Here is a 16,095-nt window from a genome sequence, read left to right as displayed (position 1 = left end):
CCACACGACAACACAACGCGTGAAGGCATGTGGAGGTAATCCTTCACTCCTGATTGTTTTGTGCCCGACCGGGCGGATATCGGCTCCCGTGGTGTCATCAACCGAACATGGGAGCGAATGTCCGAATACGCGTTCGGGATGGATCGAGGCGAACGGCACATCCGACCGGCCTGTGCCTGTTCGACAGGGGCTGCGATACTCCCTGGAAACCCGCGGTACTACTTCGCAGTAACCAAGGCGTACTCCCGGTCGGGAGACGCCATTTCAGCAGCGAGGAGCACAGCAGATGAGCCGTGACATCAGCACGGTCGGCGTGGTCGGCCTGGGCACCATGGGCGCCGGCATCGTCGAGGTCCTGGCCCGCGCCGGACTGACCGTCGTGGGCGTGGACGTCTCCGCCGAGGCCGTCGCGCGCGGCCGGGCCCGGATCGCCGAGTCGACCACCCGCGCCGCCGCGCGCGGAAAGCTCACGGAAGAGCAGCAGCGCGACATCTTCGAGCGGGTCACCCTCGGCACCGACCTGACCTCGGTGGTCTCGGCCGACCTCGTCCTGGAGGCCATACCCGAGCAGTTGGCGCACAAGCAGGCGCTCTTCGCCGAGCTCGACAAGATCTGCGGTCCGGACACGATCCTGGCCACCAACACCTCCTCGCTGTCGGTCACCGAGTTGTCGGTGGCCACCACCCGCTCCTCGCGCGTGGTGGGGCTGCACTTCTTCAACCCGGCGCCGGTGATGAAGCTGGTCGAGGTGATCCGTACCGTGGTCACCGAGCCCGACGTGCTCGCCGACGTGGTCGCGCTCGCCGAACGCCTCGGCAAGTCGCCCGTGGTGGCCGGCGACCGGGCCGGGTTCATCGCCAACGGGTTGTTGTTCGCCTACCTCAACCACGCGGCGTCGATGTACGAGCAGAAGTACGCGACGCGCGAGGACATCGACGCGGCCATGCGCTTCGGCTGCGGCCTGCCGATGGGTCCGCTCGCGGTGCTCGACCTGGTCGGGATCGATACGGCGTACGAAATCCTGGAGCAGATGTATCGCCAGTCGCGCGATCGTCTGCACGCGCCCGCGCCGATTCTCAAGCAGATGCGTACCGCGGGGCTGCTCGGGCGCAAGAGCGGTCGCGGCTTCTACACCTACGAGCAGGCCGGATCGCCGGTCGTGGTGGCCGAACCGGGCGGGGCCGCGGCGGTCGCCGGCACCCCGCGCGAGGTGCACGCGGTGGGCGTGGTCGGCACCGGGACGATGGCCACGGGCATCGTCGAGGTGTTCGCCAAGTCCGGCTACGACGTGGTCTACGTGGCGCGCAGCGAGGACAAGGTCGAGCGGGTGCGCGGGGCGCTGGTGCGCTCGCTGGACAAGCAGATCCAGCGCGGTCGGCTCACCGAGGAGGCCAAGGCCGAGGCGCTGGCCCGGGTGACCGGTACCACCCGGCTCGACGATCTCGCCTTCGCCGACCTCGTGGTGGAGGCGGTGGTCGAGGAACTGTCGGTGAAGCAGGCCCTGTTCGAGAACTTCGACGAGATCTGCAAGCCCGGCGCGATCCTGGCCACCACCACCTCCTCGCTGCCGGTGATCGACTGCGCGGTGGCCACCTCGCGGCCCGCCGACGTGGTCGGCATGCACTTCTTCAACCCGGCGCCGGTGATGAAGCTGGTCGAGGTGGTGCGGACGGTGGCCACCTCGGACGACGTGGTGGCGACCATCCACGAGGTGTGTCGACGTACCCGCAAGCACGCGGTGGACTGCGGGGACCGGGCGGGCTTCATCGTCAACGCGCTGCTGTTCCCGTACCTGAACGACGCGGTGCGGATGCTCCAGGCCAACTACGCCGGTGCCGACGACATCGACACCGCGATCAAGCTGGGCGCGGGTTATCCGATGGGCCCGTTCGAACTGCTCGACGTGGTCGGGCTCGACGTCTCGCTGGCCATTCAGAAGGTGCTGTTCGCGGAGTTCCGCGAGCCGGGCTGGTCGCCGGTGCCGCTGCTCGAACACCTGGTCACGGCGGGCTACCTCGGGCGCAAGACCGGCCGGGGCTTCCGGGACTACGCGAAGCGGTAGGCGGGCGCCGGGGCAGCGGTCGGCCGGATCGTGCCGGACGGAGGTAAGTAGTACGAGAGGGGTACGGGCGCATGCGGTGCGTGCACCCGTACCCTTTTTGTGTGCCGCGTCGTAACAAGCCAACCAGCCGCGCCCGGTTCGTCGACCGGGGCGAGCCCCGTGATCCCGGCCTCGGTTTCGAGGAGCGCGAGTCGGGGGCCGACGGGGAGTGGCTGGTGCGCCCGATCAGCGGGCAGGCCGCGACCAAGACCTATCGGTGCCCGGGGTGCGACCACGAGATCGCCCCGGGCGTGCCGCACGTGGTGGCGTGGTCGGCCGACGGGCGGGTCGAGGAGCGCCGGCACTGGCACCGGCCGTGCTGGAACAGCCGAGGACAGCGGCGAATCACCCGGCGACGGTAGCGGCCTCGTCGACGGCGGGCACCCGGGTGCCCCGCGCCGGTCGGGTGGCGGCGGTGGCGGCGCCCAGGAGGGCGAGCGCGGGTACGGTCACCGCGAGCACGAGCGGGACGAGCAGCGCGGCGGCGGAGACGGCCACGTGCAGGCCGGCCGAGCCGATCAGGCCGGCCCGGGAGCGGGCGCCGGTACGCAGTCGGTCGCGCAGGTTGAGCGCGGCCCAGACCGACCAGATCGCGACGACCACCCCGAGCAGCGCGAAGAAGCCGATACCGACCCCGCCGACCAGCGCGCGGTTGTCGGTGCCGCGCTCGTCCAGGGTCTTCAGGACCAGGATCGGCGCGACCACGCCGCAGCCGAGGACCGCGGCCACCGCTTCGGCGAACAAGGTCGCGATGGCCGCGTACGTCACGATCCCCCGGGTGAACGTCATAACGCGCGATCGTGCCGGTTGGGCGAGGGTTTGTCGAGAGTGCGTTCGAGAGGCGGGGGCGAGCACGTGCGCGGCGACTCGTTCCCGTCCGGTCCGACCACGCGTACGTCGCCGTGCGGCGACGTCGACGACGGCTTCGTGATCGGGGATCCGGCGGCGCGGCGGCGCGGGCGCGCCGTTGGGCCCGCCCGCGCCGCCGAAGGGTGTCGACGCGGGATCAGCAGTCGCGCAGGGTCGGTGACTGGTTGAGCAACTGGCCGCGGATCGAGGTGAACTTCGCGTACCGGTCCGCGTCCAGGCCCTCGATCGGGAAGACCGCGACCCGGTGGCAGTTCTGGAACGCGAGCTTGACCCCGAAGTGCCGTTCCATCGAGCCGCGGATCGCGTCCGAGGCCAGGGCGCGCAGCAGTTGCCCACGCTCGGTCTCGGTGGCGGGCGGCACCTGGTTGTCCGCGAACGCGCCGCCATCCACCCGCAGTTGCGTGGCCAGGGCGGCGACGAGGTTCCAGGCGTAGGGCAGTGAGTCACGTACACAGTCGACGAACTCCGCCTCGTCGACCTCACCGTGTTCGGCCTGCTCCAACAGCTTCGGAGGCACATCGAGCGACATCGGTGCTCCTTCCGGCCGGGGCGTACGCAAGTTCGCCCGGCGGTTCGGGTCGTGTCTCGTACGTGGCAGTGGCTGGTGGCACCCGTGCATAGCCCACGACACGCCCCGAACGCGCATCCGCCCGGCCCGCACCGTCTCCGGACTCACCGTAAGTCATCGCCTACACATAGCTCCAGAGCGAACCGGAGGTGAACGCGGTTCAGCGGACGGGGAGGCGGCGGCGCGTCCCGAGGCGGTTCGGGCCGCCGTGCCGGGTCCGTGCCCGGTCCATCGAGGTACCGCGGAGGCGGTAGCGTCGGGGTATGCGTCTCGTCATCGCCCGTTGCTCCGTGGACTACGTCGGGCGACTCACCGCCCACCTGCCGTCCGCCCCCCGGCTCATTCTGGTCAAGTCGGACGGGAGTGTGTCCATTCACGCCGACGACCGCGCGTACAAGCCGCTGAACTGGATGTCCCCGCCGTGCACCCTCAAGGAAGGGGACGGCGTGTGGACGGTGATCAACAAGGGCGGCGAGAAGCTGATCATCACGATCGAGGAAGTCCTCCACGACACCTCGCACGAGCTGGGTATCGACCCCGGGCTGGTCAAGGACGGCGTCGAGGCCCACCTCCAGGAACTGCTGGCCGACCGCCTCGACGCGCTCGGCGCGGGCTGGACGCTGATCCGCCGCGAATACCCCACCCCGATCGGCCCGGTGGACATCCTGTGCCGGGACGCGGACGGCACCACCGTGGCGGTGGAGATCAAGCGCCGGGGCGAGATCGACGGCGTCGAACAACTCACCCGCTACCTCGAACTCCTCAACCGGGACACGCTGATCGCCCCGGTCAAGGGCGTCTTCGCGGCCCAGGAGATCAAGCCCCAGGCGAGGGTCCTGGCGGTCGACCGGGGCATCACGTGCGTGACGCTGGACTACAACGCGCTGCGGGGCACCGAGGACGACAAGTTGAAGTTGTTCTGACGGGGCGGTGGGCTCTCGGGCTCGGTCGAGGGGTCGGCTTGCTCTTCGGGCGCCCGCTCCAGGCACGGGCTGGAAATCATGATTCCGATTTCCTCCGGCGGGGAGGTGCTGTGGAGCGTGATCTTGAAGCCATCCTCGGAATTCATCGCGATCAGATTCCCGGCCCCCGCGCCCTCAACCGAATTGGTCGCGAACTCTTGCATCCTGAATCCCATGCCCTCGACGATCTCCCGGGCCTTCAGGAACGTTGCCTCCTGACTCTGCGGGGGAACTAGTACATTCTCCACGTGCAGCGCCCAGAATTTCTTCGCCATGGAGTTCTCGTTTCCGCACGGACTGGTGTCGCTCGACGGCCTACCCTTGGCTCTGGGGGCTCCGAGGGCATCGACAATTCTCCTGGCGTAGTCCTCGGAAACGGCCACTGCCCGCTTCTCGGACATCCTGGGAATCTTGGTTCCCGGCTTGTCCACCGAACCTCCACATGCCGATATCGAAGTCAAGAGAATCGCTGCCGACAGGACCGTAAACCTATCCGGCAAGCGGTGAACAACCACGAGGTGCGGCCCTATTCGAGTCTCGGGTGTTGCAGCGGATTCGGATCGTTGTACATGCCCATGACGATCTTGGCCTGATTCACGAGACTTTCACTTCCCGGGTTCCAGTAGTCATCGTGCGCATGAGCATCCCCGCTCATGACGTTCGCGCCGAATTCTTCGTCCGTCGGGGTGACCGGATCGTTGCCTTCTCCCAAGATCGTGTCGACGAGACTGCGACCGCCGGGTTTGTGGTCGGCGCCGTGAGAATATGCGCCGCCCTCCACGACAAGTGTGTCCTTGGACGTGCCCAGCGCGCGTTCCGCCCACACGTGCTTCGGATCCATGTGCAGGTCCTGCGCTCGCTTGACGTGCATGCCGGGGCTGCCGAGAGAAACGACGTCATCGACCCCCGGACCACTTCCGGCGCGGGCCGCATCGCCGACAACCGCAGTCCCATAACTGTGAGCGATCATCGTGATGTGTCGATCGCGTCCTTGGGCACGAACTCCGTTCACGAACGAGTTCAGTCGCGGCGCGCCTTCCTGTGACCGATCCCATCCGACCATGCTGCCCGAAAGCCCCGCCACGCCCTTCTCGGGCGCGTCGTAATCGAGCCAGAAAACCGATGCCACATTGCTGCTCCCGCCCGGCGTCAATGTGTCGGCGGCGTGCTGCATGGCATCGATCCGCTTGATTCCCCCCGCCAGGCCGTTGATGACGGTCGCGTCGGTCCCGGGCACCGAAATGGAGACGTGCTCGGCCCGGTCGGGGTCGCCGACGGACATGATTACCTGGCCGTCGAGGAATTTGTCCCCGAACTTCAGCAGTATCAACTCCTTTCCCGGCGGTCGAGCGTGTCCGGCGACCAATACCCTCTTGATCTCCGTGAGGTTTTCCCACTCGCGTCTGTCGTGGTTGGGGGAGGTGCCGCCGGCCAATGCCGGGGCGAGTTCGGTCAGGCGTTGGTCCAGGGCGATGCGGTTGGCCGTGTCGCGGACGGCTGCCGGAAGGCCGTCCATGCCGCCGAGTCGGCGTGGATATGCGGCCGGGTACAGGGCCCGCTGTTCGTCGGACAGGCCGCGCCACCAGGCCGCCGTCTGCGTGGGATCCAGGTCCGGGACCGGACCCACGCCGTAGAGACCGGCCACGCGCCGGGTGTCCTCGACGCTGTCGTGCCAGGCGTCGAGCCGGGTTTCCGCGACGTCGCCCGGCATCAGCGTGGTCAGCGTCGCGGCGAATCCGGCGTCGGCCTCGCTCGCCTGGCGAAGCAGTGTGTCGAAGCGGGCCACGAAGCCGTCGACGGCGCTTTGTTGCCTTGCCGCGTCCGCCGGAGTGGGATCGCCGGCCGCTCCGGTCGGGGTGGCGGCCTGCACGGTGTATCCGGCCGGGTTCTCCACGATCCGCAGGCCCGACGTCTCGGCCTCCTGGATGGCCGCGTGGAACAGAGCTTGAATCGCCGGGAGTTCGGATGCCGCACGTTCGGCCGCCATACCGATGGTCTGTGCCTGGCTTGCGGAGATGGCGATCTGTCGAACCGTCACTTCGAGGTCCCGGTCGGCTGTCCCGGCGGCCCGCCCCTTCCATCCGGCCGCCTCCACACCGTCGTTGACCCCGGTCCGGAACGTGTTCTCCAGTTCGGCGAGTTTGCCGGCGGTGGTCCTCCAGGTGCGGGCGGATTCCCGCCAGCTCTCGAAGTTCGCGGTCCTGAGCTCGGTGAAGCCGACCACGGTCACGACCCCGCCGTGAAGTCGGTGGCGACGTTCGCCTCGGTCTGGGCGTACTTCGTTCGCGTGCGGTAGATCTTGTCGGCCCCCGCCTGCGCCCGGTCGGCGAGGTGGGCGATCGCGCCGCCCCACTCGCGGCTCAACTCGCCCAGCTGGAAACCCGTCATGAACCCCGGTGTTCCCGCCGGCGGACCGTGGTTCAAGTCCGCGCCCAGGCTTTTCAGTTCCATGGCCACCGAGACCGCCTTGGCGGCGGCCGGGGCCAGCTCTTCGACTTTGACCCGGAAGGAGGAATCCGAGGGCGCCGCCAACGTGGCGTCGGAGGGCTCCGCCGGCGGAATGATGCCGCTCTTCGGGGCGCCGCTCGTCGGGTCGGTGCGAAAATACTCCGGCGTCAGGACTCGATTCATGATCGTGTCGGCGATTTTCCGTTCGGGCATCCTTGAATCTCCTGCGGGCATTTGCAAGATTGTCGGGTTGATCCGATGATTCGCGCGCGGAAGGTGTGTCGGTCGGGTGTTCGCGGCGCAGTCCGGCGGAAGGGCGCGGAACAGGCTATGGATCGACCGACGAACTGCACAAACCGATTCGGGGCGGTGGTGGAAGAAGGTGCGAGGCGTCCCGGGACCACGAATCCCGATAAACGATGGTCGACGCGCCGACGAACCGCGCGCAATTCGGGAGTCCGCAGGGCGCACGGCAAAGCCCGCCGACCGGCGGGCCGGCGCCGATCCCGACCGGGGTTGACCTTCGAGTCGGATGAAGCCCAATGATGTCGGGATGCCGGATACCGAGTTGATGCCGATCGGGGCCTTCGCCCGACACAGTGGTCTGACCTCGAGTGCGCTGCGGTTCTACGCGGACTCCGGATTGCTGCACCCCGCCGAGGTCGATCCCGTCTCGGGCTACCGCTACTACCGCCCCGACCAGGTGGCGCGGGCCACGGCCCTGCGCCGGCTGCGTGAGATCGCGATGCCGCTTGCCGAGGTCGACGCCGTCCTCGACGCCGGGCCCGAGGAGGCGTCCCGGCTGATCGACGAGCATGTCGCCAAGGTGCTCGCCGATGCGGAGGCGGCGCAGCGGAAGGCCGCCGTGGTCAAGTCCTCGTTGGCCGGGGTGCCGGCCGGGGTGCCGATCGCCGCCCTGAAGGGGCCGGTACTGGCCGACGCGATCGAACAGGTCCTGACCGCGACCGCACGGGAGCCGGGCATGCCCGTGCTCGGCGGAGTGCGCGTCGAGGCGACCCGCGAGGCGATCACCCTGACCGCGACCGACCGCTACCGCCTCTCGATACGAACCCTGGTGCCCGCCGAGGCACCGACGACATCGTGGGCCGCGACGGTCGCGGGCGACGATCTGCGAGCCGCCGCGGCGGCCGTCCGGCGCAGCGCGCTGGTGCGGGTCGAGGCGGCCGCGCACGGGATGTGGCTACGGTCGGCGGGCCGTGAGGACCGGCATTGCCGGTTGTTGGCCGAGGAGTTCCCGGACTACCGGTCGATGCTCGCCTCGCTGCCGGAGGCCACCACCCGCCTGACGATCGGGAAGGACGTACTCCTGCGCGCCCTGGCGGAGCATCCCGGCGAGCGGATCACGTGGCACGTGACCCGCCGGGGGATCGATGTCGCGTCGACCGGTGACGGGCGTCCGGGCGTTTCGATCCCGGCCGCCGTGACGGGGCGGGACCTTCGCATCGTGTTCGAACTGACCACCCTGTATCCGGCCGTCGGTACCGCGATCGGCCCCGATGTGCTGCTCGACCTGCGGGGATCCGACCTGCCCGGCACGATCCGCTCCGCCGATCGCGGCGATCTCACCACGCTGGCGATGCCGGTCGCGTCCGACCGTCCCGGCTCCGCCTGAAGGCGGCACCCGCGACTTGCCCGGCAAAATCTGCACCATGCGGATAAAAATCGACGCAGTGTAGACTTTGTGTCGGGAGTCGCTCGGCTCCCGGTGTGGACGTGCTCAGGAGGGGCCATGCAGAAGCGGAATTGGCTTGTCACCGGTGTCGGCTCGGGGCTCGGGCGGGCGATTGCGGAGGCTGCCCTGGGGGCCGGCCATACCGTGGTCGGCACGGTGCGCTCCGAAGGGGATCTACGAGGCTTCGAAGAGCTCGAACCCGGTCGTGCCCACGGTCGCCTTCTGGAGGTGACCGACGACGGGGCCGTCTCGAAGGTGATCGCGGAGGCGGAGCGCGACGTCGGGCCCTTGGACGTCGTCGTCGCCAATGCCGGCTACGGTCTGGAAGGGACCTTCGAGGAGACTCCGCTGGACGAGGTGCGCCGGCAGTTCGAGGTCAACGTGTTCGGGGCGATGGCCACCCTGCAGGCGGCGCTGCCGTACATGCGTCGGCGTCGCCGAGGCCATCTGATGGCCGTCACCTCCATGGGCGGGCTCATGGCCGTGCCCGGCATGTCCGCCTACTGCGGCAGCAAGTTCGCCCTGGAAGGCGTCCTCGAAGCGTTGGGCAAGGAGGTGGCGCAGTTCGGGATCCACGTGACGGCGATCGAACCCGGCTCCTTCCGTACCGACTGGGCCGGCCGGTCCATGACCCGTGCCGAACGGACCGTCGACGACTACGACGAACTGTTCGAGCCCATCCGGGCGGCGCGCCGAAAGGCGAGCGGGAACCAGCCGGGCGACCCGGCCCGGGCCGGGGACGCCGTCGTGCACATCGCCTCGGTCGACCGACCGCCGGCCCACCTCGTCCTGGGCTCGGACGCGTTGCGCCTGGTCACCGCGGCACGCACCGCCGTCGACGAGGACATCCGCGCGTGGGAGACGCTCTCCCGGACGACCGACTTCGCCGAGAGCGCACGGCCCTGATGCCCGGCCACCACCCCGCGCGGAGCAGACGCACCACGGAACGCAAGGGCGATGTCCGGGAGCGGGCCATCCTGGACACCTGCGAGGCACTGCTGGCGGACAAGGGCTACGACGCCATGACCGTCGGGGACATCGCCCAGGGCGCCGGCATCACCCGCGGCGCGCTCTACTTCTACTTCGGGTCCAAGCAGGAAGTGGTCACGGCACTCGTGGCCCGGACCGTCGAGCACCTGTGGGAGCGCTCGCGGGCCACCGCCCGGCACGACGAGCCGCGACCGGCCGTCGCGACGGCCATGCGGCGCACGGTCGAACTGTGGAACGCGCACGGCACGGTCATGCGCACCGCGATCGACCTGTCGTTGACCGTGCCCGAGATCGGCGAACTGTGGAGCCACACCGCCGACTTGTTCATCGCGGCGATCACCGCCGTCCTGGAACGCGCCGGCGTCCCACCCGGCAGCGAACCGCGGCAGGCCTCGGCGATGGCGCGCGCCCTGTGCTGGATGATCGAACGCACCTTCTATCACGCCTCGCGGGAATCCCCGGAAAAGTTGCCGGAAGCCGCCGCGACCTGCGAACACATCTGGCTGATCAGCGCCGGCCTGGACAGCTGAGGGGCGGAGCGCGCGGCGCGGGTCCGCGAGGGCCGTGCCCGGGGTGCCTTGACACCCGCGTTCAAGCTTGTCTAACTGGGTGGACGGCCTCGCCGACGGAGTCGAGCCGGCACTGCTCCGGGCTTGGCATCGCCACGCGCGACCGCGGGCGCTCGGGCTCCTCCGTGCACGGTCGCGCATCGGCCGCACCGGTCGGATCCCGACGGTGTCCCGCCGACGGCTCCTCGATCGGCCGGTCGAAAAAGCGGCGGAAATCCCGCGGGCAGCGCACGAGTTGTACCTCAACGGGACGGGCGGACCGAAGTGAGCCATCGCAATCACGACACGACCGCGACCACCACCGCCGGCGGCTGGCGCACGTCGAGCTACTCCGGCGAGGCGAACCTGTGCCTGGCAACCATCATGCTGGGTAAAGCGGTTGCCGTTCGGGACACCAAGGCGGAGGACGGCCCGGTGCAGACCTACGACGCCTCCGCGTGGAGCGCGATGATCCGGGTGCTGAAGCGCCCCTAGACCCGACTCGCCGTGGGCGACCGCCTCGATCAGCCGGGCCGTATCGGCCCCGACGCCAAGGGGGTTCGCGATGCCGGGGACGGTGATCATCGGGGCCGGGTTCGCGGGGATCTGCATGGCGATCCGGCTGCGCCGCGCCAGCATCGAGGACTTCACCGTCTACGAGAAGGCCGACGACCTGGGCGGCGTCTGGCGCGACAACACCTATCCGGGCGCGGGTTGCGACATCCCGTCGATGTTGTACTCGTACTCCTTCGCGCAACGGGCCGACTGGTCCCGGGTGTACCCCGAGCAACACGAGATCCTGCGCTATCTGCACGAGTGCGCCCGGAAGTTCGGGATCCGGGCCCATCTGGAACCCGGCACCGAGGTGTACGCGGCGCGCTGGGACGAGATTGCCGAGGTGTGGCGGATCGAGACCTCGCGCGGAACGGCGACCGCCCGGGTGCTGGTCTCGGCCGTGGGTCAGCTCAACCGGCCGCGCTATCCCGACGTGCCCGGCCTGGACTCGTTCGCCGGCACCGCGTTCCACTCCTCGCGGTGGCGGCACGACCACGACCTCGCCGATCGCACCGTCGCGGTGATCGGCACCGGGCCCAGCGCGGTGCAGTTCGTGCCGCGCATCGCCGCGCGGGTGCGCCGGCTGTACGTCTTCCAGCGGTCCGCGAACTGGGTCGTGCCCAAGCCGGATCGGGCCTACGGCCGGGTCGCGCACCGGGTCTTCCGCCGGATCCCGCCGGCCCGGACGGCGGTGCGCGCGGCGATCTATCTGCGCGGCGAGACCGCGGTCTACTGGGCGGTGCGCGGCAACCTCGGCGCCCGCCGCCTGGCCCGGCACGCGGCACGCCGGCACCTGGCCGCGCAGATAGCCGATCCGGCACTGCGGGCCCGACTGACCCCGGACTTCCCGATCGGCTGCAAACGCATCCTGATCTCGGCCGACTTCTACCCGACGCTGACCCGGGACAACGTGGAACTGGTCACCGAGCCGATCACCGAAATCACCCCGAGCGGACCGCGCACCGCCGCGCGGGAGTTCCCCGTGAACACCCTGATCCACGGCACCGGGTTCCTGGCCACCGAATTCCTGCGGCCGATGGAGATCGTCGGGCGTGACGGCGTGCGGCTGCACGACGTGTGGCGGGAGGGGGCGGCGGCCCGGCTGGGGATGACCGTGCCGCGCTTCCCGAACCTGTTCCTGCTGTACGGGCCGGGGACGAACCTGGGCCACAACTCGATCGTGTACATGATCGAGAGTCAGGTGGCGTACGTGGTCCGGAGGATCCGCGACGGGCGGGTCCACGAGGTGGGCGCGGCCGAGTACGAGGCGGACCGGCGGGCGCTCGCGGCGGGCGTGGCGGGCACCGTGTTCGGGGCGGGCTGTACGAGTTGGTACAAGGGCGCCGACGGGCGGGTGACCACCAACTGGCCCTGGCACACCTACCGCTACCGGTGGGCCACCCGACGGGCCTGACGACCGCGACCCGACACCGCCGGCCGGGCCCGGGGCCCGACCTCAGTCGGCGTAGTAGTCGGCCATCAACTCACTGGACCACGGCGGTTGGCGAAGCCCACCGCGCGGGCCGAACTCGGCGAGGTAGGGCTTGAGATCGAGCACCGGCGTGCCGTCGACCGCGTCGAGGCCGCGCACGTGGACGTCCAAGCCGTCCACGCGCTCCAGCGAACAGCGGGAGACGGCGAGGCGGTTCGGGCGGTTCTTGCCGCGCTGGGCGAAGATGCCGACGAGCGGCCAGGCCGGATTGCCGCGCGGCCGACGGGCGCCGGTCTCGACGGCGGTGTCCGGGACCCGGTGGAAGTGGAAGACCACCTCCAGGTGGGAGAAGTCGTCCAACCCGAAGAGCGCATCGGGGCCGAAGCGTTCGCCGTCCAGACGGATCACCGAGGCCACGTTCCCCCAGTGATCGTCCACGAGTTCCACGCGCGGGGCGTACACCCGCCCGACCGGGCGAAGGGTGACGTCGGGCAGCGGTTCCACGGGTGTGCCCCCTGTCGCTACGGTGTCAGGTCCAAGGCGTGCACGACCAACTCGGCCAGCGCGTTCACCGCGCTCTCCCGGTCCCGGGCGTCGCATTCGGTCATCGGCGTGCGCGGGCCGATCGACAACGCGTCGCGCAGGTCCTCCTCCGGGTAGCGCGGCGCGCCGTCAAAAAGGTTGACCGCGACCACGAACGGGATCCCGGACCGCTCGAAGTAGTCCACCGCCGGGAAACTGTCCTCCAGTCGGCGGGTGTCCACCAGGACGATCGCCCCCACCGCGCCGCGCACCAGGTCGTCCCACATGAACCAGAACCGGTTCTGTCCCGGGGTGCCGAACAGGTAGAGCACCAGGTCGGCTTCCAGGGTGATGCGGCCGAAGTCCATCGCGACCGTGGTGGTGCGCTTCTCCGGCAGTCCGGACAGGTCGTCGACGTCCTCGCTCATCACCGTCATGACCGACTCGGTGGTCAGCGGCGGGATCTCCGACACGGCGGCGACCAGCGTGGTCTTGCCGACGCCGAAACCGCCCGCGACCACGATCTTGGTCGAGGTGATCGGCGGCCCCTCGCCGATCCGCCGACCGGCCGCGCCCGCGGCCGGCATCGGGATGGCCGGGACCTCGTCGCCGAGGCCGCCGACACCGCCGAGGTCAAATCTTGCGTAGTCCACCGAGCACCCTCTCCAGCAGCGCACGATCGGGTCGGCCGGCCTCGTGCTCGGCCTGGTACACACTGATCCGGCCCTGCGAGGCCAGATCGCTGATCAACACCCGGACCACGCCGAGCGGCATGTGCAGGATCGCCGCCACCTCCGCCACCGACCGCACGCCGCGGCACAGGTGCACGATGCGGGCCACCTCGGGCATGTCGCCGGTCTCGTCCTGCGGGCAGTCCAGGGTGGTGACCAGCGTCTCGACCAGCAGTACGTGGCCGTACCGGGTCCGGCCGCGGGTCAGCGTGTAGGGACGCACGCGCGAGGTGCGACCGCCCGGTTCGGGACGGGCCGGGAAACCCCCCGCGTCGTCGTAGTCGGAATAACCGCCGTCAGGAGCCAACGCGACCACCTCCACGGTCCTGGTGCATCTGTGCGCGCAGGGCCGGCGTCAGGACGTGGCCGGCGCGCCGAACGAACGAGGTCATCTGGTAGGCGATCACGCCCAGATCGGCGGACCCGCCCGCGTGCACGCCCAGGCAGGAGCCGTCGCTGATCGACATCGCCACGACGTATCCCTCGGCCATCGTGACGATCTCCTGGCGGACCGCGCCCATGTCGAGCACCCGCGAGGTGCCCTCGGCCAGGGCCACCAGGCCGCTGACGATCGCGCCGAGTTGCTCCTCGGCGTCACCGGCGGCGCCGGCCGCCTCCGGGCCGCGCGCGCTGGCCAGCATCAGGCCGTCGGAGGAGACCAGGACGACCTCGCGGACCCCCGGGACGTCCCCGGCGAGGCCGGCCACCAGCCAGTCGACATCGCGGGCCGTGGTGCCATTCGATCCGGTCACCGGTCTCCACCTCCTGTCTCCTCCCGCACGTCCGGCGGGAAGGTGGGTTCTTCGTCGGTCGACACGATCGGCCCGGACGAGCGGATCGGACCGGTCGGTTCGTCCTCCCGGCGGGCCGCCTCCAGGCCTTCCTGAAAGCCCGTCAGCCGGCGGCGCAGTTCGGCGGCCGACAGTGTTCCGGTGTCGCGGGCGGGGTCCGCCGCGGGCGGGATCGCGAACGCGCCGCTGTCGTCGCCCGCCGTCAGCCGCTTGGGCAGACCACGTCGGGTACGACCGACCGCGGAGGCCGCGGGGCCCGTGCCGTCCCCGCCGATCGCCGGCCGCGGCGCGGCGGGCGGCTTCGCGGCGGTGGTCCGCGCCGTCGCGCCCTCCGCCGTAGCGCTCTTCGCGGTCCCGGCCGTCGCGCTCTTCGCCGATGCGGCCTTCGCAGGTGCGCTCTTCGCTGCCGCGGTCCCCGCCGTCGCGCTCGGCGCCGCGGCGGTCCTCGGCGCCGCGGCCGCGTTCGCCACCGGTGCCGGGTTCGCGCGGCGCGCGGGTGGCGCGACCTCGGGGCGCGGCGCCGCTCCGGCCGCCTCGAACAGCGCGCCCGGTGCGGCCAGTTTCGCCGCCGGCGCCTTGGGGGCGGGCGGATTCGCCGCCGGCGTGCGCTTGGGCAGGCCCTTGGGCGTCTTGACGGGCGGCGCGGCGTCCTCACGAGGCACGACCGGCCCGCGCGGCGCGGCGGTCGCGGACCGGGGCCGTTCGGCGGCAGGGGCGGCGGCAGGGGCGACCGCGGGCGCGGCCGCCGCAGCGCCGGCCGGCGCGGGCGCCTCGGCCGAGGGCAGCGCGAGCCGAGCCGCGCCGGGCGGGATGGCCCGGGCGCCGGGCGTCACGCCGGGAATGGCCATCCGGTCCCGCTCGCGCTCCTGCTCGCGGTCGCGCTCGGCGGAGAACTCGGCGGGCGAGGGCCCCAAACCGTGGAACACCGTGGCGGGGATCACCACCACGGCGCTCAGGCCACCCTGCGGGCGGGGCCGCAACTGCACCCGGATCCCGTGCCGTCGGGCCAGCCGGCCGACCACGAACACGCCCAGGCCGCCGGCGCCGCCGGCCGCCTCCTCCTCGGTGCTGTCCCGCTCGATCTGCGAGTTCAACTCGGTGAGCCGGTCCGCCGGTACGCCGATCCCGTTGTCGTCCACCGACAACACGACCTCGCCGTTCTCCAGCGTCCAGCCGCCGATCTCCACCCGCGACTCCGGCGCCGAGTAGGCGGCGGCGTTCTCCAGGAGTTCGGCCAGCAGGTGGCCCACGTCGTCGGCGGCGCGCCCGAGCACGTCGGCGCGCGGAACGTGGCCGACGTCGATGCGCTCGTAGCGCTCGATCTCCGAGACACCGGCGCGGACCACGTCCAGGAGCGGGATCGCCGGGCGCCGACCGCGCCGTTCGTCCGCGTCCGCGAGGACCAGCAGGTTCTCGCTGTTGCGGCGCATCCGGGTGGCCAGGTGGTCGAGCCGGAACAGGTCCTGCAGGCGCTGGGGTTCGTCCTCGCCGTGTTCCAGCTTCTCGATCAGGTCCAGTTGGCGCTCGACCAGGGTCAGCGTGCGCATCGACAGGTTGACGAACACGTCGTGCACCCGGCCGCGCATCAGCGTTTCCTCGTCGGCGAGCGCCGCTCGCCCGCGCGACAACTCGGTGTGCTCCGCCTCGAGTCGGGCGCGCTCGGCCTCCAGGCGGGCGCTCTCCGCGGCCTGACGTACGGTCAACTCACGCAGTCGGGCGATGCGTTGTTCGGCGACCCGATGCCGCAACCACGCGGCGATCGAGGACAGCGCGACGGCGGTGGTCAGCAGCGTGCCCGCGAGCGCCGACTCCCACAGTGTGTCGGTGTCGCCCAGCAGGACGATGGCGGTCGCGATCCCGGCCAACGCGAAGACGGCCGCCGCG

The 16,095-nt window shown here is 70.6% G+C and carries 18 protein-coding genes; 8 read left to right on the top strand and 10 right to left on the bottom strand.

What is annotated here, in order from left to right; genetic code table 11:
* Positions 1-286 precede the first annotated feature (286 nt).
* Positions 287-2,062: a 3-hydroxyacyl-CoA dehydrogenase family protein gene (locus B4N89_RS09255; protein ID WP_078975417.1), complete on the top strand. Its 1,776-nt coding sequence runs from the start codon at positions 287-289 to the stop codon at positions 2,060-2,062.
* 101 nt (positions 2,063-2,163) lie between these two features.
* Complete coding sequence (locus B4N89_RS09250) at positions 2,164-2,463, top strand: hypothetical protein (RefSeq protein ID WP_078975416.1); 300 nt, start codon at positions 2,164-2,166, stop codon at positions 2,461-2,463.
* Here B4N89_RS09250 and B4N89_RS09245 read toward each other — a convergent pair.
* Both B4N89_RS09245 and B4N89_RS09240 read right to left on the bottom strand, forming a co-directional pair.
* Positions 2,447-2,890: a hypothetical protein gene (locus B4N89_RS09245; protein ID WP_078975415.1), complete on the bottom strand. Its 444-nt coding sequence runs from the start codon at positions 2,888-2,890 to the stop codon at positions 2,447-2,449. The genes B4N89_RS09250 and B4N89_RS09245 overlap by 17 nt on opposite strands.
* 217 nt (positions 2,891-3,107) lie before the next feature.
* A complete protein-coding gene (locus B4N89_RS09240) occupies positions 3,108-3,500 on the bottom strand; it encodes an SCO5389 family protein (protein WP_078975414.1) in 393 nt (130 codons plus the stop codon).
* A gap of 302 nt (positions 3,501-3,802) precedes the next feature.
* Between B4N89_RS09240 and nucS the strand changes: the two genes are divergently transcribed.
* The gene (nucS, locus tag B4N89_RS09235; protein ID WP_078975413.1) at positions 3,803-4,462 is read left to right on the top strand and encodes an endonuclease NucS; all 660 of its coding nucleotides are present in this window, start codon (positions 3,803-3,805) and stop codon (positions 4,460-4,462) included.
* Here nucS and B4N89_RS09230 read toward each other — a convergent pair.
* The 3 genes from B4N89_RS09230 to B4N89_RS09220 all read right to left on the bottom strand — a co-directional run bounded on the left by B4N89_RS09230 (position 4,414) and on the right by B4N89_RS09220 (position 7,162).
* Positions 4,414-4,932, bottom strand: a complete 519-nt coding sequence (locus B4N89_RS09230; RefSeq protein ID WP_078975412.1) for a hypothetical protein — start codon at positions 4,930-4,932, stop codon at positions 4,414-4,416. The genes nucS and B4N89_RS09230 overlap by 49 nt on opposite strands.
* Positions 4,933-5,027: 95 nt before the next feature.
* A complete protein-coding gene (locus tag B4N89_RS09225; protein ID WP_078975411.1) occupies positions 5,028-6,731 on the bottom strand; it encodes an alpha/beta hydrolase in 1,704 nt (567 codons plus the stop codon).
* On the bottom strand, positions 6,728-7,162 hold the full coding sequence (locus tag B4N89_RS09220; RefSeq protein ID WP_078975410.1) for a hypothetical protein: 435 nt from the start codon (positions 7,160-7,162) through the stop codon (positions 6,728-6,730). Before B4N89_RS09220 ends, B4N89_RS09225 begins: the two co-directional genes overlap by 4 nt.
* 340 nt (positions 7,163-7,502) lie before the next feature.
* Between B4N89_RS09220 and B4N89_RS09215 the strand changes: the two genes are divergently transcribed.
* The 5 genes from B4N89_RS09215 to B4N89_RS09195 all read left to right on the top strand — a co-directional run bounded on the left by B4N89_RS09215 (position 7,503) and on the right by B4N89_RS09195 (position 12,149).
* A complete protein-coding gene (locus B4N89_RS09215; protein WP_078975409.1) occupies positions 7,503-8,582 on the top strand; it encodes a MerR family transcriptional regulator in 1,080 nt (359 codons plus the stop codon).
* Positions 8,583-8,699: 117 nt separating this feature from the next.
* Complete coding sequence (locus B4N89_RS09210; protein WP_078975408.1) at positions 8,700-9,548, top strand: oxidoreductase; 849 nt, start codon at positions 8,700-8,702, stop codon at positions 9,546-9,548.
* Positions 9,548-10,162 (top strand): TetR/AcrR family transcriptional regulator, encoded by a 615-nt coding sequence (locus B4N89_RS09205; RefSeq protein ID WP_078975407.1) that lies wholly within the window; start codon positions 9,548-9,550, stop codon positions 10,160-10,162. The genes B4N89_RS09210 and B4N89_RS09205 overlap by 1 nt, the downstream gene beginning before the upstream one ends.
* A gap of 303 nt (positions 10,163-10,465) precedes the next feature.
* Positions 10,466-10,675 carry a DUF397 domain-containing protein gene (locus B4N89_RS49700; RefSeq protein WP_161500675.1) on the top strand — a complete coding sequence of 70 codons (210 nt, stop codon included), beginning with the start codon at positions 10,466-10,468 and terminating at the stop codon, positions 10,673-10,675.
* Between the two features lie 70 nt (positions 10,676-10,745).
* Entirely contained in the window at positions 10,746-12,149 is a 1,404-nt protein-coding gene (locus B4N89_RS09195) for a flavin-containing monooxygenase (RefSeq protein WP_078975405.1), read from the top strand.
* A gap of 42 nt (positions 12,150-12,191) precedes the next feature.
* Here the strand turns inward: B4N89_RS09195 and B4N89_RS09190 are convergent, their stop codons facing one another.
* From B4N89_RS09190 to B4N89_RS09170, 5 genes are read right to left on the bottom strand one after another with little or no spacing between them, the layout of a single operon-like run.
* Positions 12,192-12,671, bottom strand: a complete 480-nt coding sequence (locus B4N89_RS09190; RefSeq protein WP_235618535.1) for an SAM-dependent methyltransferase — start codon at positions 12,669-12,671, stop codon at positions 12,192-12,194.
* A 17-nt stretch (positions 12,672-12,688) separates the two neighbouring features.
* Positions 12,689-13,276, bottom strand: a complete 588-nt coding sequence (locus tag B4N89_RS09185; protein ID WP_235618903.1) for a GTP-binding protein — start codon at positions 13,274-13,276, stop codon at positions 12,689-12,691.
* A 46-nt stretch (positions 13,277-13,322) separates the two neighbouring features.
* Positions 13,323-13,727 (bottom strand): DUF742 domain-containing protein, encoded by a 405-nt coding sequence (locus B4N89_RS09180; RefSeq protein WP_078979221.1) that lies wholly within the window; start codon positions 13,725-13,727, stop codon positions 13,323-13,325.
* Positions 13,717-14,172 carry a roadblock/LC7 domain-containing protein gene (locus B4N89_RS09175; protein ID WP_078975402.1) on the bottom strand — a complete coding sequence of 152 codons (456 nt, stop codon included), beginning with the start codon at positions 14,170-14,172 and terminating at the stop codon, positions 13,717-13,719. Before B4N89_RS09175 ends, B4N89_RS09180 begins: the two co-directional genes overlap by 11 nt.
* Positions 14,169-16,076 carry a sensor histidine kinase gene (locus B4N89_RS09170; protein ID WP_161500674.1) on the bottom strand — a complete coding sequence of 636 codons (1,908 nt, stop codon included), beginning with the start codon at positions 16,074-16,076 and terminating at the stop codon, positions 14,169-14,171. Before B4N89_RS09170 ends, B4N89_RS09175 begins: the two co-directional genes overlap by 4 nt.
* Positions 16,077-16,095: the final 19 nt, after the last annotated feature.

Source organism: Embleya scabrispora, assembly GCF_002024165.1.
Taxonomy (GTDB): domain Bacteria; phylum Actinomycetota; class Actinomycetes; order Streptomycetales; family Streptomycetaceae; genus Embleya; species Embleya scabrispora_A.
This window is presented reverse-complemented; position numbering and strand designations above follow the sequence as displayed.

Excerpts from the sequence above, each read along its gene's own strand:
- B4N89_RS09205 (WP_078975407.1), top strand. The coding sequence starts at position 9,548 with ATGCCCGGCCACCACCCCGCGCGGAGCAGACGCACCACGGAACGCAAG.
- B4N89_RS09240 (WP_078975414.1), bottom strand. The coding sequence starts at position 3,500 with ATGTCGCTCGATGTGCCTCCGAAGCTGTTGGAGCAGGCCGAACACGGT.
- B4N89_RS09255 (WP_078975417.1), top strand. The coding sequence starts at position 287 with ATGAGCCGTGACATCAGCACGGTCGGCGTGGTCGGCCTGGGCACCATG.
- B4N89_RS09210 (WP_078975408.1), top strand. The coding sequence starts at position 8,700 with ATGCAGAAGCGGAATTGGCTTGTCACCGGTGTCGGCTCGGGGCTCGGG.
- B4N89_RS09215 (WP_078975409.1), top strand. The coding sequence starts at position 7,503 with ATGCCGGATACCGAGTTGATGCCGATCGGGGCCTTCGCCCGACACAGT.
- B4N89_RS09185 (WP_235618903.1), bottom strand. The coding sequence starts at position 13,276 with ATGCCGGCCGCGGGCGCGGCCGGTCGGCGGATCGGCGAGGGGCCGCCG.
- B4N89_RS09195 (WP_078975405.1), top strand. The coding sequence starts at position 10,746 with ATGCCGGGGACGGTGATCATCGGGGCCGGGTTCGCGGGGATCTGCATG.
- B4N89_RS09245 (WP_078975415.1), bottom strand. The coding sequence starts at position 2,890 with ATGACGTTCACCCGGGGGATCGTGACGTACGCGGCCATCGCGACCTTG.
- B4N89_RS09220 (WP_078975410.1), bottom strand. The coding sequence starts at position 7,162 with ATGCCCGAACGGAAAATCGCCGACACGATCATGAATCGAGTCCTGACG.
- nucS (WP_078975413.1), top strand. The coding sequence starts at position 3,803 with ATGCGTCTCGTCATCGCCCGTTGCTCCGTGGACTACGTCGGGCGACTC.